Annotated in this window: 17 protein-coding genes; 7 read left to right on the plus strand and 10 right to left on the minus strand. The window is 51.8% G+C overall.

The window, feature by feature from the left end; all coding sequences use genetic code 11:
• Positions 1–64 precede the first annotated feature (64 nt).
• From ACMV5I_RS16705 to ACMV5I_RS16735, 7 genes are all read left to right on the plus strand, one after another.
• Positions 65–1036, plus strand: coding sequence for a phosphotriesterase (locus ACMV5I_RS16705; protein ID WP_121606168.1), 972 nt, complete (start codon positions 65–67; stop codon positions 1034–1036).
• A gap of 9 nt (positions 1037–1045) precedes the next feature.
• Entirely contained in the window at positions 1046–1807 is a 762-nt protein-coding gene (locus tag ACMV5I_RS16710) for a creatininase family protein (protein WP_414824865.1), read from the plus strand.
• Positions 1779–2213 carry a PTS sugar transporter subunit IIA gene (locus ACMV5I_RS16715; protein ID WP_202670880.1) on the plus strand — a complete coding sequence of 145 codons (435 nt, stop codon included), beginning with the start codon at positions 1779–1781 and terminating at the stop codon, positions 2211–2213. Before ACMV5I_RS16710 ends, ACMV5I_RS16715 begins: the two co-directional genes overlap by 29 nt.
• Positions 2214–2288: 75 nt before the next feature.
• Positions 2289–2570 carry a PTS sugar transporter subunit IIB gene (locus tag ACMV5I_RS16720; protein WP_024484933.1) on the plus strand — a complete coding sequence of 94 codons (282 nt, stop codon included), beginning with the start codon at positions 2289–2291 and terminating at the stop codon, positions 2568–2570.
• Positions 2571–2572: 2 nt separating this feature from the next.
• The gene (locus ACMV5I_RS16725) at positions 2573–3883 is read left to right on the plus strand and encodes a PTS ascorbate transporter subunit IIC (protein ID WP_414824866.1); all 1311 of its coding nucleotides are present in this window, start codon (positions 2573–2575) and stop codon (positions 3881–3883) included.
• 17 nt (positions 3884–3900) lie between these two features.
• Positions 3901–4641, plus strand: a complete 741-nt coding sequence (locus tag ACMV5I_RS16730; RefSeq protein ID WP_024484935.1) for a sugar isomerase domain-containing protein — start codon at positions 3901–3903, stop codon at positions 4639–4641.
• A 13-nt stretch (positions 4642–4654) separates the two neighbouring features.
• Positions 4655–5410, plus strand: a complete 756-nt coding sequence (locus ACMV5I_RS16735; protein WP_414824867.1) for a GntR family transcriptional regulator — start codon at positions 4655–4657, stop codon at positions 5408–5410.
• 328 nt (positions 5411–5738) lie between these two features.
• Here ACMV5I_RS16735 and dcuC read toward each other — a convergent pair whose 3' ends face one another.
• From dcuC to ACMV5I_RS16785, 10 genes are all read right to left on the minus strand, one after another.
• Positions 5739–7109 (minus strand): C4-dicarboxylate transporter DcuC, encoded by a 1371-nt coding sequence (gene dcuC, locus ACMV5I_RS16740; protein ID WP_414824868.1) that lies wholly within the window; start codon positions 7107–7109, stop codon positions 5739–5741.
• A 9-nt stretch (positions 7110–7118) separates the two neighbouring features.
• Complete coding sequence (locus tag ACMV5I_RS16745) at positions 7119–7946, minus strand: alpha/beta fold hydrolase (RefSeq protein ID WP_414824869.1); 828 nt, start codon at positions 7944–7946, stop codon at positions 7119–7121.
• A gap of 133 nt (positions 7947–8079) precedes the next feature.
• On the minus strand, positions 8080–8937 hold the full coding sequence (locus ACMV5I_RS16750) for a MurR/RpiR family transcriptional regulator (protein ID WP_414824870.1): 858 nt from the start codon (positions 8935–8937) through the stop codon (positions 8080–8082).
• Between the two features lie 160 nt (positions 8938–9097).
• The gene (locus tag ACMV5I_RS16755) at positions 9098–10003 is read right to left on the minus strand and encodes a hypothetical protein (RefSeq protein ID WP_414824871.1); all 906 of its coding nucleotides are present in this window, start codon (positions 10001–10003) and stop codon (positions 9098–9100) included.
• Positions 10004–10025: 22 nt separating this feature from the next.
• Entirely contained in the window at positions 10026–11072 is a 1047-nt protein-coding gene (locus ACMV5I_RS16760; protein WP_414824872.1) for a porin, read from the minus strand.
• A gap of 453 nt (positions 11073–11525) precedes the next feature.
• A complete protein-coding gene (locus tag ACMV5I_RS16765) occupies positions 11526–11732 on the minus strand; it encodes a hypothetical protein (RefSeq protein ID WP_021180021.1) in 207 nt (68 codons plus the stop codon).
• 72 nt (positions 11733–11804) lie between these two features.
• Positions 11805–12548 (minus strand): nicotinamide riboside transporter PnuC, encoded by a 744-nt coding sequence (gene pnuC / locus ACMV5I_RS16770; RefSeq protein ID WP_202809674.1) that lies wholly within the window; start codon positions 12546–12548, stop codon positions 11805–11807.
• Complete coding sequence (locus ACMV5I_RS16775) at positions 12548–13300, minus strand: nucleoside phosphorylase (RefSeq protein WP_021805343.1); 753 nt, start codon at positions 13298–13300, stop codon at positions 12548–12550. The genes pnuC and ACMV5I_RS16775 overlap by 1 nt, the downstream gene beginning before the upstream one ends.
• Before the next feature lie 187 nt (positions 13301–13487).
• A complete protein-coding gene (locus ACMV5I_RS16780; protein WP_121606178.1) occupies positions 13488–14189 on the minus strand; it encodes a Crp/Fnr family transcriptional regulator in 702 nt (233 codons plus the stop codon).
• Between the two features lie 219 nt (positions 14190–14408).
• A complete protein-coding gene (locus ACMV5I_RS16785; RefSeq protein ID WP_414824873.1) occupies positions 14409–15077 on the minus strand; it encodes a DUF3313 domain-containing protein in 669 nt (222 codons plus the stop codon).
• Between the last annotated feature and the right edge of the window lie 893 nt (positions 15078–15970).

A 15970-nucleotide genomic window follows, 5' to 3' on the forward strand; every position in this document is an offset into this window, starting at 1 on the left:
ACTGATCAAGTGATCCTGGCCTATGTTGAAGCTACCTTCTTTTCCGTTCCAGGGAGCCGTTCTCATGGGATCCATCCGCACGTTAAATGGTGATATTGCCGCCAGCCAGCTCGGCGTAACCTACAGCCACGATCATATTTACTGTATTCCTCCCTACTGGGCAGAGCGTGGGGATGACGATCTATTACTGGATGATCCGCAGGCTTCAGAGCAAGAACTGGCAGATTTCCATCAGGCCGGCGGCAATGCCATTTATGACGCCACGGCTCCCGATTATGGCCGTCAGGTGGTTGCCGTAGCCGAAATGGCCAAGCGGCAGCAGGTGCATATCATTGCCACCGCCGGGTTTAACAAAGGGTTCCTGTGGAGCAGCAAGCGGCCTGGATCGACGCAAAGCTTTGCAGAATGGATCGAAGGGGCTTCGATTGATGAACTGGTTGAACACGTTAGCCGTGAAGTCACTGAAGGTATCGAAGGCAGCGATTATCGCGCTGGCGTGGTGAAATGCGGCACCGGCTATAACACCATCTCCCCGCTGGAACGGAAAACCATGGAAGTCATCGTAAGGGCACAGCTTTGTACTGGAGCCCCGATGCATAGCCATACGGAAATGGGCACTATGGGATTAGAGCAGGCGCAGATATTTCAAGGTTTGGGGCTGGATTTGTCCCGCCTGTGCTTCGCTCATATGGATCGTAACCCCGATCCGTGGCTCCACCGTCAGATTGCCAACACCGGGGCATTTCTCTCTTTTGACGGTATGAGCCGGATAAAATATTACCCAGAACATATCCGCACCCAGGCCATCTTGGCGCTGTGCCAACGTGGCTACCAGAAACAAATTCTCATCGGCGGTGATTTCGCCCGTAAATCCATGAGTGCCCACTACGGTAAAGGCGGTCTGGGGCTGAAGTTTATTCTGGCCGACTGGCGGCCAAGATTTATCGAGGAGGCCCAAGAGGCAGGGTTTGATGGCGAAGCATTGCTGCATGATTTCTTCGTAGAAAATCCGGCACGCTACTTTGCTTTTGGCTAAGGAGGCCTCATGAAACTGCATGAGTTGAACGAGCAGCAGGCCAGGCAGGCGTTGGCGAAAGCACAGATAGCATTGTTGCCGCTAGGTGCAGTGGAGCCTCATGGCGGCCACCTGCCGTTGGATACCGATAATTTATTGGCTGAGCGATTTTGCGCCTTGCTGGATGAGCAACTGGGGGAGGCAGTGCTAAGCCTGCCGGTGGTGTCCTACAGCCAGGTGTGGTCACTGCGTGGGCACGCAGGAGCGATCGATATTGGTAACGATCTGTTGACGCAATTATTGCTCTCGCTAGCACGCAATATGGCCGGTTACGCGATTACCACCACTGCGGTAATCAATGCGCACTACGGCAATTTTGATGCCATCAAGGCCGCCGCCAGGCAGTTGAAGGAGGAGGGTATCACGTTGCTCAGCTATAGCTGGGCCGGGATGGACAGCTGCGCCCAGCGGTTAAGAACTTCTGCGGTTGCCTATCCCGGCTATATGCATGCAGACGAGATTGAAACCTCGTTGATGCTGGCATTGGCCCCCGAACACGTCGAGATGACGCTGGCACGTTCGCACTACCCAGAATTTCCAGAGAATTTCCGCTATCAGCCCGTGCACTGGACGGAGTTTTCCGATTATGCGGTACTAGGCGATCCAGGCTGCGCCAGCGAGGAAAAAGGGCTGGCTTTGGTACAGCACGCCTTGCAGACAACTCTGGCTTCCATCCGTCACCATTTAGCTGCAGGAGGCACTGATGATCGTTCGCCAGGCAATACTTATTGATAACCCGGCCAGTACTGCCACAGACGCGATTCAGGCAGCGGGTCAGGCGCTTTGCCAGTCTGGTGCTTGCCGCCCGGAATATGTTGAGGCAATGGTGGCCAGCTACCAGGAGTTTGGTCCTTATTTTGTGATTGCCCCTGGATTGGCCATGCCGCATGCCCGTCCAGAGCAAGGGGCGATTAAAGCGCAGTTGAGTCTGGTGCGGCTGCGTGAACCGGTAGCGTTTGGCCACACAGAAAACGATCCGGTACAGGTTTTGCTGGGGCTGTCAGCTACCAGCAGCGAGCGGCATATTCAACTGATCCAGCATATCGTCACCCTGCTGGCAGACGAAAATAACCTGCATACCCTAATGAATTCCCGCGACCCTGAGCAGCTTTATCAACTGATAGCCGGCGCGGGGTAACTCTCCTCACGGTTCAACTGTCACTTGACATCCCCAGGGTAGCGATTTTGAAGGTTCAACTCGGAGCGAATACTAATGAAAATTCTGACGGTATGCGGTTTAGGTATGGGATCGAGCCTGATATTAAAAATGAACGTGGAAGCGGTATTAAAACAGCATGGGATCCAGGCTTCGGTGGAACATATGGATGTCTCTTCGGCGGCCTCGGCCAGTGCCGATCTGGTGATCACCAATGCCGAGCTGGTGGATAACCTGCAGCATCTCTCTTGCCCGGTGTCGGTCGTCAATAACTACATCGACAGCAAAGAGATCGCCCTGGCGCTGGAACAGGCCGGCATTATTAAGCAGGGGGAATAGCCATGAGCGAATTTCTGGGGGTATTGCGCTGGATCACGGTCAATATTTTTGGGGAAGCGTCTATTTTAATCGGCCTGATTGTGCTGCTGGGCTTGGTGTTACAAGGTAAACCGCTGGCGGATATAGTTTCTGGTACCTTGAAAGGCATTTTGGGGTTTCTGATTATCGGGGCAGGGGCGGGGATTATCGTCTCGGCCTTGCTCATCTTCCAGCCCATTTGGACGGAAGTGTTTGGCCTGAGTTCGATGAATCTGACGAATATTATCGGCCAGGTACATTTCTCCGAACGCTATGGCAGCAGCGTAACTATCGCCATTGCTGGCGGGTTTGCGCTTAACCTGCTGCTGGCTCGGCTGACCCGCTTTAAATATATCTATCTGACTGGCCACATGATGTTCTGGACCACGATGATTTTTGCCGGGGTGATGGTCAACAGTAATCCGGCCATTTCCGGCCTGCAACTGACGTTGATGCTGACGGCGATCATGGGGCTTTACTGGACGTTGCAGCCAGCGCTGGTACAACCCTGGGTGCGCAAGATCACCGGCAACGACAACGTGGCATTGGGGCACACCTCTGCCTCTGTGGCTTTGCTAGGGGCGTTGTTTGGCCAGGTTTTCGCGGCCAACAAAATCAGCTCTGAAGATATCAAAGTACCGAAAAAACTGGGATTTCTGCGGGATTCTAACGTGGTGACCGCATTGACCATGTCGCTGCTGTTCTTTATTGGGACCTTTATTCTGCAAATCAAAGGTACGCCAAAAGCGGCTGAAATCCTGGCGCAGTCTGGCGACCTGAGTTTCTACATCTATGCGCTGAAACAGTCACTGATGTTTACCGGTGGTATTGCCGTGGTGTTGCTCGGCGTGCGGATGTTCATCGGTGAAATGGTGCCAGCGTTTAACGGTATCGGTTCACGCCTGGTGCCCGGAGCCAAACCTGCACTCGACTGCCCAATCCTGTTCAACTTTGCCCCCAATGCGGTGGTGTTAGGCTTTGTCGGTGCCTTTATCGGCTCGCTGTTGTGGCTCACCCTGATCGGCCGCTATACCGGCTACGTGTTTATCCCCAGCATGATCGTGATTTTCTTCCATGCCGGTACGGCAGGGGTATTTGGCAATATCACCGGCGGCTATAAGGGGGCGCTGTTGGCCGGATTTATTACCTCGACCGTGGTGGCCTGGGGGCAATATTTCTGTGTCAGCTATTTTATCAACGACACCATTCCCGACACCGCTCTGTGGGCCGGTGACAGCGATATGTTTGTGCTGGCACCGCTGATCGCGGCTTTAACCAGGCTGCTAACATTCTGATGTTGAGAGGGAAGGCTATGAGTAAAGCGTTGACCCAGTATTATGAGCAAATCCGGCAGAAGCTGGCCCAGTTGGAATCGCAGCCAGACACGATAAACCGTGCGGCGCAGATGATGGCGGACACGGTGCTGGCCGAGAGGGATCTGTTCGTTTTCGGTGCCAGCCATGCCGGCATTCTGGCCGAGGAGATGAGCTACCGGGCCGGTGGCTTGGCTATCGTTAATCCTTTATTTACCCCTGCACTGATGCTCAATGTCCGGCCATTGACGCTGACCAGCGCGGTGGAAAACGTTGAAGGCCTGGGACGGGTGTTGATCGAGCAATCACCGCTGCAAGCGGGGGATACGCTGCTGATCCACTCGGTTTCTGGCCGCAACGCCATTACCATCGATGTCGCGCTGGCCGCTCTGAAGGTTGGCGCGAAGGTGATTGCCATCACCAGTCTGGCCACCGCGGCCAGGGTGACATCCCGACACTCCAGCGGCAAGCTGTTGGTGGATATCGCCGATATCACCATTGATAACCAATGCGAGTATGGTGATGCCGCCGTCAGCCTGCCGGGATTGGCCCAGAAGGCGGCACCGCTCTCGACCATTATGGGGGCGACTATTGCTAACAGTCTGGTACTGCGGATCTGTGAACTGATGCAACAGAAACAGCGCACGCCACCGATCCTGGCAAGCGCAAACATAGACGGCAATCAGCAGATAAATCAGGATATACTTGACGCTTACAGGAGCCAAATACACTACCTCTGAGCGGAGCATCAGTATGTTTGAGTCGGATGGACTGCCACTGTATCTCAGGATAAAAGGCATTATCCTGCAACGGATCATCACCTTTACCTATGACGATAAACTCCCCGGCGAGTTACTGCTTGCCGATGAGTTTAAGGTCGCCCGCGGGACCATCAAGCAAGCGATCGATTCACTGGCCAGTGTTGGCATGGTGCATCGGGAGCAGGGCAAAGGGACCTTCATCAATCGTGATGCGTTGCATAAACACTACACCGATCTGCCAGATGTCCTGCTGAGCTTTAATTCGGCTATGCCGGTTGAAGTAGAGATCCTTTCCCTGTTATCGACCATGGCCGATCAAGAGGTGGCTGAACGGATGCATCTGGATTTAGGCCACCAACTGATGCGTCTTGAGCGGTTGTTCATGCAGGGGGAGAAAGTGGTGGGCCATTCGATCACCCACTTGAATGGACGGGTGTATAACGATCTGAGTCATGTTGACGGAAGCAGCCCGCTGTATGAACAGCTACGAGAAACGTTCGGTTATTCACCAACCAAGGCAACGGAACGTTATTTACCGATGATCTGCGATGCCAAACTGGCCAGCTTGCTGAACATTGAGCAAGGCTCGGCTTTGTTCAGGGTTGAGCGGACCGCCAGTAATCTGGACGATGTGGTGCTTGAATACAGCATCACTCATACCCAGGATGCTGCACTGTCGTTACAGATCGTCGCTAATCAGAGCGTGGTGAACCAGCAATGGAACTGCACCATCGATAAAGCCCAGTGAATTATGTCAGGGGCAGGATTACGCTACCTCACACCATTGGGCGGATATAGTCCCACAGGCGTTCCCAGTTAATCAGCACCAATACCACGGTGGCGGAAAACAGAATAAACATGATCTTTGAGAACATGATATCAACACTCCTTGTTAATAAAACGGTATCCCTGCCCGGATTAAGGGCGATTTTCAGGCAGTGTACAGGGGGATAACCAGGCGATATAGAGGCGGTGAAACATTTCAGAAAAGACCAGGTTTATGGTCAAGAAATGGGCAGTTGGCGAGGGTTTGATGATAGGGCAGAGATTTCCCTGCCCCGAGTTTTAACACGACGTTAATTCAGGATGCCGTTTAGCACCAGCATGGTGATCATCCCGCCTACAGCGGGGATCAGCGTCCGGCGGACGATCATAAACGGCGAGCATTCACCGGCCTTGCTGACGGCAATGATTACCCCGGCCACCGGGGAAATCGATCTTCCCATACCGGCCATCAGTTGCATTGGCAGGATCATGCTGACGGCGCTTTCGCCAAATTTGGCGGCAATGCCTGGAGCCAGCCCGGAGAAGGAGAAGAACGCAGCCACGCCGGAGCCGGTCAGCGCCGCGGTCACGCAGACCAGCAGGGCCATCACTATCGTCATATTGCCAAAACCGAAGCCCGCGGCCTGAACGGTGTGGATAATGAAGTCAACGGCCCCGATGATCTGCAAGCCCTGGGCGAAAACGTCGGCACACACCAGCAGGGAAACGATGCTGGTAAACATGGTGCCCATGCCTTTGAAGAACACCTGAATGCCCTTGCAGGCGGTTTTGAAATCCCTCCGTACCAGCAACTCGCAGAAAAATGCCAACAGGGTGCCGATAATCATCGCCGTCACCACGTCAATCTTGATGCTGCTGATCACCAGCGGGCTGAAGACGATCACCAGTATCACCGGGAACACCGGCAGGAAAGCGTAGAATGCCGGTACCTTGGCTGTATCTTCGCTGGTTGGCTGTTCCACCTGCTGTTGGGTGACGACATGTCCGTCTTTGGCGTCAAAGTAGCGTGCGGTGAAGAAGATCAGTACCGCTACCGCCAGCATCACGCCGGTGGCGACCGGCAGTTGGTAGTGGGCAAAGTAGACTGCGGTTTCCATACCGGCATGTTTGGCTGCCAGGTTGGCGGTGCCCACTGCCGGACCGAGATCCATAAACGCCGACATACCGATCATCGAGGCGGCGGCGGCTTTACTGACTCCAAGCCGTACCAATACCGGGAAGAAGGTGACCAGCAGCAGCATCGCCAGACCGGCCGCGCTGGAAATCGCCACGTGCAGCAACTGGGATAATATGTAGCCGATCGCCAGGATCAGGTAAGGAGCCTTGATCATCTGCAAGGGTTTGATGCACAGATTTACCATCGAGTTCGACGCTTTGATGTGATCCATATAATCGGCAAAACCGCCCGCCGCCATAATGATCAAACCGATGCCCGCCACCTGGGTGGTCAAAGACTCTTTCACGAAGGCGAAAATATCCCCGCCAACCCAGCCGATGGATTTGGCCTTGCCGTACAGTATCGATTGCTCGGGAAAGAACACCGCCGTGATCAGCAGCAGGCTCAGCCCCGCCAGCAGTAACACGGTTTGCGGCTGGTAGTTTTTGATAATAAACCAGGCCGCCAATACGGTAACGATCATCCCGATGATAAATCCAGTCATCATGTCCCCTTATGAGTGTTTGGCAAAAAACTCATGCAATAGCGTGTTGTAATAATCCGGAGCCTGGAAATAAGGCGCATGGCCCATCCCGGGCATCTCGATATGTTGGGTGTAGGGCACCAGCGCCAGCAGATCGGCCTTGAGCTGTGGTTGCACCACGGCGTCTTTTTCACCGGTGAGGATCAGCGTTGGCATCTTGAGCTGGGGCAGTAGCGGGCGGTTGTCGGCTAGCTGCAACATGCGAGTGGCACGCCTCAGGCCTTCCAGGTTGGTGCCTGCTGCAATTTCTGCCGCATAGTCCAGCACTGCCGCAGGTACATCTGGGAACGGCAGCAGATCACGTGCGCGGTTTCTGCCGTAGGCTTCGCGGCCAATTTCGGCGAGCTCTTTCAGCCGCTTTTCCAGCTTTTCCGAGCTGGGTGCCGACTCTGGCGCGCCATAGCCAGGATGGGTGCAGGACAACACCAGGTTTTTTACCCGCTCGGGATAGCGGGCGGCGTAGCGGCTGGCAACGGTACCGCCCATTGAGTGCCCGACGAGGGAAATTTTCTCTGCCCCGCAGTGTTGCACCCACTCATGCAGCATCTGCACAAAAGCGTCGATATCGGCCGGCACCAGCGCGGAGTCGGCATAACCGGGCGCATCCCAGGCCATGACGCGGTAGTGGGGAGAAAAGGCGGCAAACTGGAATGGCCAGGCCTTCGAGCTGCCCAGAATACCGTGTAAAAAGATCAGGGTTTCGCCCTCACCGCAGGCGCGGAAAGATAAATTCCCCTGTGAGGTACGTAGAATTTGCTGCTCAGGGCAAACAGAGATTGCGCTGTTTTCACTGCTCATGATAAAGCCTCTTTTCATTAAATAAACGCCAGAGATGGATTGCTACATGGCATTCTGGTGAGTCAATGCTTAGCCCTGAAGCACCAGGGCTATAAAGATGGTTAATGAATATTCATACTGCCTGGTGTTGGTGTTATTTATTGAAAACGTTAAATGCCTCGAATAACGACTCCATGACGTTGAAGTTCTCGTTTAATTCGTTGCTTTTCACTTCGCCCATATAATTAACCAGCGCCTCGATTAATACGAAGCCAGCGCTACGGCTGCTGAATAGCCCGCTATGCTGGCTCTCCATCAGCAACATCGCCGTGGCGAAGTGGCTGAACGGGTTGACGGCATTATCGGTGATGACGATGGTATCGCCACGATTTTGATAAAACCATTTTATTAACCTTGTCGTCACGCTGGAAAAACGATAATAAGAAATCGCCAGTAGCACATCGCCCTTTCTCGAGTCGATTAACTTATGCGGTAAATTGGCAATATTGGCATCCAGCAGCACAATGTCTTTTTTGATATAGCGACCAAGCAGATAAAAATACTCGGCCAAGGCATGTGCCGTTGCGCTGCCAATCACATACAGCCTTTTTTCCGGATCGCAAATCAGCGCGATGGTTTTCTCCAAATGCTGGCGATTGATGTTTTTCAACGTATTGTTGATATTATCGGTGATCTCGCTGCAGTGTTTTTCAATGAATTCGATGCCGTTTTTTCTGTTTTTGCTGTTGTCGAAGCGTTCTATGGGGGAGATGTTTCTGCGTTGCTCAGGCTCGATGGTGGACTCTTTGAAGTCGCGAAAGCCGGTGAAGCCGAGCTTCATCATAAATCGCCCCAAGGTAGACTTGGCGATGTTGATTTCATGACAAACATCAACCACTTTGCTGTAGGGAATGGACTCAAAGTGTTTGTCAAAATAGTCGATGATACGCCGATCCGTTTCGGTCAGATTATCAATGTCAGCAATACGTTGAGTGAATTCCGCTCTGTTCATGTCAGTTTTCCCCTCTACGTAATTTCTTCCTTCATTAATAACAAAACCCAAGGGAGAAAAAAGGGGAATCAAAAATTCCCTTGTCAGAAGTGTGTGTCATCTCTCATTCCCTTCTGACCCGCGCTACCGCTTGCTTTGGCAGTAGCGCGTTCCCCTCGAATTACGGTTGTACCTTGAACTCGCCATGCTGTTCAAACCAGGCAAATTGCTCGGCGCCATAGGCAGACATCTTCGAGCCGCTATGCCCTACGTCGGGTAAGGTCGTAAAGCGCCAGTTGAAGTCGACCTTATAGCGTTTGGCTTTCTGCTGCGCCGTCAGGAAATAGCTTTGTGCACGGGTTAACCGGCTATCCCCCTGTGCCATGGCTTCATAAGAACGGCGCAGCAAAGGGTGATACGGATCGTTATCCTTTTCACCGACGGTGATCAGCACGGGTTTGGCAAAATAGTCGGCCAGCTGTTTTTGCGTCACTTTCACTGGCGCATTGTCCAGCCCATAGGGCCATGGGTTTTCCACATCTGGCATGGTCCACCATCCCGCAGCTGCACAAATGGCGGCTTTGACATTGGCCTCAGGGACAAAGGTCTGCATCCGGTGAACAAACTGGCAGCCAGCGCTGTTGCCAAATAAATAATAGTCTTGTTGTTTGGTGATCCCCTGTTTTTGCATATCGGCAAACAGATCGTCAATGACCGTGAAGGCCCATTCCCCTTTAGGATTGACCAGGTGGGTTTTGGCATTCTCAATATTCCCCAGATTATAGCCGTCGTTACCGGGATAATCGGCTTCGGAAAACAGCGGAGCGATGACGATAAGTTTGTTTTTCTTGGCATTTTCTACCCATGAGTCGCGGTACTCAGCGGCGTTACGGTTCAGCCCGGTCAGGACAAACACCACCGGGGTGTTGGCATTGGCTCCGGGAGGCTGGTAGCTGAAGACTTCCATCTTCTTGCCGGTTTGTGGCACGGTGAAATCGAAACTACCGCTCTCTTTTGGCAGGGAGGCCGCATGGCTGAGGCTGGCACTCAACGCTAACACGGCGAATAAACTGAGTTTGCTGTTCATGATTTTCATCCTTGTTCAGTGATTAAAATTCGTAACGTAACCCAAGTACCCACAGATTTTCTGCCGAATCGTAGCTTTCCCGATCGTCATAAATATAGGTGGCAGAAAGATGTACATCTTTTTTCAGTCGGTATTCCAATTCGGAGATCCACTGTTTGCGATGGACGTAGTCATTTTCAGACTCAATCAACTGAGAATAGCCGCCACGTAACGCGACTTTGCTGGTAAACCAATATTCGGCCAGCGAGTCGAAGGCATCATAATCTTTGTCTGGCTTGCCGGTTTGCTCGTAGGTTTGTCGGCCAACGTTGAGACCAAGATAAGCCTTGTCGTAGCTGAGGCGTATGCCAACCCCTTTTTGGGTGTAATCGGTGTAGTTGCCGCTTAGGCTGGTATTTTTGGGATCTTTGGTCATTTTCTGCCAGGCAATCACCGGTTTGATTTTTAGTGGCGTACCCATCACCGGGAATTCAAAAGCGTAGCCGAGGCTGGCCATATAACCATCGTCAACGGTGCTGTCGCTGGCACCGTTACCCATCACGTAGGCGGTGCGAACGTCCAGCCCGCCATTCGTATATTCATATTGTAATGTGCCGTCCTGACGGTTCCATTGATAGGAGGAGTCGATACGCGTGCCAACCCAGTTGGAGTAAACGTTAGCCGTGTAGTTCATGTAACGATCGGTGATGCCCATCCACTGGTACATCGGGTTGCGCGTACGCCCAACCATCAATTTCCCCAGATCCTTACCGTCAATCCCGATATAACCATAACGAATATCCCAGTTATCTTCGGCGACCTCGGTATCGTTCTTCTGAGTGTTAACCTGCCATTCCAACTTGCCAAACAGGCCGAATTGCTCATCGAGCTTTTGTTTGGCTTCAAAGCCAAGACGGCCGGTCAGGTTGGTGGCATTGGTGTGTTCATCTGTCCATTCATTGCCGGTTTGTGCCTCGATACGGCCATAAATATCCAGTTGTGTTCCTTTACTGTTATAGACCGTCACCGCCTCGGCGGCGCTGGTGGCTAGCAGGGCAGGAAGGAGTAATGCCAGAGGTATTGTTTTCATTATTATGATCCTGTGTAAGGTAAGTCATTTTCTTGTTTTTTATAAATATGAGGCGAACTAAAGCGACTCACTTAAAAAATAATGAGTTGAGTTGGATGCATTAATCTCTCTAACGACTTGTGCTTGAGGTAATGAATATAATTTATTTAATAATGAACAGAAAATAGCGTGCCAATGAGCAACCTGCGCCGCACATGATTTAATGCTGATAAGAAAACCCAAGTTGTGTATTTTTAGTTATCGCCCTCTTGGTGATTAATTTTCACACTATAGGAAGAGGGGATATGTTGTGAATGGGAATCAAAAATTCCCTGGTTAAATATGTGAGTGCTGGCACAAATATGAATTGCGGATAAAAACAGCGGGGGAGGCAAGAGGTTTTTTGTTGAGGAGAGCAGCCAATAAAAAACCCCGCACAACGTGAATTGTGCAGGGGCCAGCAAGGCAAGGACGTTACTTCTTCTCTACGGCAGCCTGGATGGCATCTGCCAGAGAGCTGACGTGCTTTTCTGCCGTTTTCAGCTGGTATTCGACACCGTTGCCGTCGTTGGTGTCAGACAGCGTTGCCTTCAACAGTTCCAGTGCTGCCTGCACCGCCAGTAATCTGCGTTTTTGCTCTTCAGTTGGAGCGATCCCAGAGCCAAAATAATTCTCTAACATATTCATTTCCTTTCGCTAGACCTACCGAAATGGCAGACAACACAGGTTACATGGGGGGGATGCCCGCCATTTTCAAGGCATTGCCTTGAGTGCTGTCTCTTGTTGCAACGGCTTTGAGCCATTTTGGCGTGCACTGTTGATCCAGGCAAACGATCCCATCAGCGCAATCACCGTCAGTAAAATATACTCCAACGACATGGCATAAACTCCCTGAATGGCGTAAATCACTACGCTGATCACGTCAATCAGTACCCACAGCAGCCAGTTCTCGACGTATTTGCGCGTCATCAGCACCATGGCGGCGATTGACAGCACCAGCATGGTGGAATCCCACAGTGGGAAGGCGTCTGGCTGCAGTTCAGGCATCACCACTGAAAGCCCCATTCCCTGCATAATGCCGATGGCAATGCGTGTCAGCACGGCGAATACCGGATCGATAAACAGCGACATCAGGCCGATGGCCACTACGCAAACTACCAGCAGCGTGAGGGCCTTTTGCCGTGGCAACCAGCGAATTTTCAGTGCGGCTTCATTATTTTCGTTCTGACGGCTCCAGGCATACCAGCCGTACAGGTTGGCGACGAAGAAAAACACCTGCAACAGCAGGCTGGCGTACAGCTGGATCTGGAAGAAGATAGCGGCAAACAGCGTGACGTTAATCAAACCAAACAGGTAGTTGATAATCTTCTCTTTGCTGGCAAACCAGATGCACAGCAGGCCAAACACCGTACCTATGGCTTCGATCCATGACAGGGCATAACCACCCTCGCCCAGAGGAATGTTGACCATGACGTTATTGATGCTGAAAAAATCCATTATTGCGTCCTCTCAAGATGATCCTGATACAGCGTTTCGAGCGCGAGCACGATTTCGCGTTCCTCGCCACGTTGGCAGGAATGCTCCTGCTGTTGATAGTCGTTGATGCTCTGTTCCAGGCAGCCCTGGTGTTCCACCACCACGTTCAGGATAGAGGCAATGCGCATATTACGCAGTGCGCCAACGACCATCAGCGGGGCGGTTTCCATATCGGCGGCGAGAATACCTTTGGCCGACCAAAAATCGGTGATCTCCTGTTCGCGATCCGTGTAGAAACTGTCATGGCTACGCACATAGCCACAGTGTGTACTGTATCCCAGTTTTTGTGCCTGCTGGCGCAGCAGATAAACCAGGCCGCAGTCGGCACTGGCCGGGTAGGCTGCGGGAATATAAGCATTGCCGGTACCTTCATCGCGCACTGCCGCGCTGGCAATCACCAGATCGCCCAGCTTCATTGAACTTTGCATCGCGCCGCAGCTGCCAATACGCACCAGGCAGTCTACGCCGATCTGATGTAGTTCTTCGGCGGCGATGGCGGTTGAAGGGCCACCCATGCCGGTGGAAATCACCAGGACTTCCACGCCACGAAACCAACCGCGCAGCGCCCGGTATTCGCGATTTTGGCCAAAATCCTCCACCTGATCCAGAAAGCGGGCAACGTGTTCGACGCGTTGCGGATCGCCCGGTAACAGGGCGTAATGGGCGTGTGTCATCTGCCGGCTAAGCCGGATATGAGGTTGTAGTTGAGTCATGGAACTTACCTAAATTTATACCCGTCGTCTTTCAAACTGCAGCGTTGTTACCTGCACTATCCCACCCCAGTCACTTACTAAAAGTAAGCTCCTGGGGCTGGGATAGCTTGTCGCCTAGCTGCAGCTTGAAATCCATAGGGTATAGGTGGATTTCCTGTTTGGCGGTGTAAATCGAATACCGCAGAAATTAAAACCCGGCCTGTTGGTGTAACCGGACTGGGTCGATCACCGCAATCCGTTCACCGTTGACCGTAATAATTTGCTGCTCGCGCAGTTCAAACAGGATGCGGTTGATACTGCGTGGGGCCACGGCAAACTGTTCGCTGAGCTGTTGTTTATTAATGGTAATTTCTCCTTCATTTTGGGCTCCCTGGTGTTGGTAGCTTTGCCACAGCGCATGGCAGACGCGCTGGTGCAATGAATAGAGACTGTCTTCGCCAGCTTTTTTCGATAGCTGGTAGTACTGGCTGCTGAACGACTGAATGATTTTCTGGTTGAAGTAATTGTCGACCGTCAGCCAATGGCAAAAATCGGTGCGTGAAAGCGTCAGTAATGTCACCTCACTGGTCGCTTCTACCGAGCAGATATACGGCCGTTGCTCAAAGATCTCGAGCTCACCCAGCATATCTCCGGCATGGTAGCGCGCCTGTAAATATTTACGCCCATCGTCGGCGTGAATAAAAACGTCCACGTTACCCTGCGCTATCAGATGAAATTCATGACAAATTTCATGCTGTTGGCAGATCAGTGTGCCGGGTCTGACCTGTTGTAACTGCCAGCGGCGTAAAATAGCCAACGGGCAATATTTCAACAGGTCGTAAAGTATGGCATCACCGGTAACCAACTCGACAACGCTCAACCATTCACTGCTTTTTTTGTCGTTCTGCATAGCGTTAACTATAAAGTTCCTCGGCAGGTAAGGACAGGACGCCGGTCCGACGGCAATGTCAAAAAGGGCGTAAAACTGGAAGCTGGCTCTGATATTAGAATATTGCTCGGGACATTTGTCCCAGCTTGTTTATCGGCAGGGTGGTGATGTGATGGCACTCACAGATTTAATGGGGGGAAAAGATGGGGAAAACGAGTTCCCCATCTTTTGCAGCACTAATTATTGTTTTGGGAAGTTCACAATATCCGTCACCATATCATCGATGGCTTTCTTCACGTCGGCCAAGGTGATTGGGGCATTCTGGTTGCTGACCGTTTTACCCAAGCCTTTACGTACTACGGCCATTACCGTTTTACCGGTATCTTGATCGATCAGTTTGATTTCCATGAATAACGCGGTGTCTTGCGTTCTGTGTCCGCTGGCGGCCATGGTGGTGGCGATCACTGCGCCAATTGGCACAACTTCATAGAATTGAACCCCTTCGTTTTCAGCCGTTACCGCAGTAATGGCAACTTTGGCGACCAGTACGCGTGAGCCCGATGGGGTAGGCAACAGCGTTGTACGCTGTGCAACGGCATTTCTTAGTGAGGTGCTGGCGTACTCTCTGATCTTATCCAGCGTTTGCTGGCTCACCCGGGCAGTAGGTTTTGCCGGTGGGTAGAAGACCAATGGGGTAATATAGATGCCACGATAGTCAGACTCTTTAAATCCGGGAGCGATCCAACGCAAAACCTGATGCCCGCTGGCGGTTTCAGTTTTTTGCAGTTTGCTATAGTCCTGCAGGAACCCGGAATACTGCGTAGTTTCTGCAACCTTGGAGGTACATCCCGCCAGCAACATACCCGCAGCCAAGGCAGCCGCGGCAACGCCAAAACGATTTTTTTTCATATACTTCCCATCATGAAATAGGGGGGGGGTGCCTAAAAAATATAGCACTAACTTATAGAATAAGACATGGGAGAGCTCTTACAGAAAAATAGCGCTGTTACAGATTGTCTTTTATTACGACAGGGATAGCTCATTAATAAACCCCGACGCAATGGCGTCGCCAAAGGGTTTGTAATGCAAGGCCCGCAATTCACCCGGTGAGCGGCGATTGGTGTGCTGCACCCACCATAAAAACCATGTTGCCATTGGTTACAATTAATGTCCTGTCAGAGTAAAACCACAGGTTTGTCAGTGCCTTCTATCAGGCGTTACATCTGGCACATCATCCTTACCCAAGCATGACATTTCTATACACTCGCGCTGGTAAGGTTATTCCAGCCCGATGATGTTGTGTTAGTCCTGTAGTGTATTACCATCCCTTTGATTTTATCCCGCCTTGTGCGGGATTTTTTTGGTGTGCCGGGCATGCTCAATACGTTAGTTTGTCTGGCAGCGGTTAGATAGCGTGGTGACTTGCCGGTTAAAGAGGGTGGAGCTTGGGGTGATCCACTTTTTCTGCACAATTGAGGATTATGATAAGCCAGTTATTAGCCCGTTTGGGCTAACACTGCATTTCGACACTTTATGCCCGGTTCCTAGCCGGGCTTTTTTACGCCTAAGCTTGCTGTCTTACTATCACTACCCGTGCTGGCCTGTGGGCCTGCGCCGTAACTGTCCATTTAGTTTTCGACCCCCAGTCAGTCTGCAGCTCTTTACGGGCTTTTCTCATTGCGCTTCTGCTGGCGTTGCAGGAAAATAACCCGCAAGTAAGAAGAGTCTTAACCTTATACCCTTATAATTTCTCATAGTTTGTTATTTCAATAACGTTAACAATTTAGACTATGCTGTTAACA

The organism is Serratia sp. T13T92, from assembly GCF_047530105.1.
GTDB lineage: Bacteria > Pseudomonadota > Gammaproteobacteria > Enterobacterales > Enterobacteriaceae > Chania > Chania fonticola.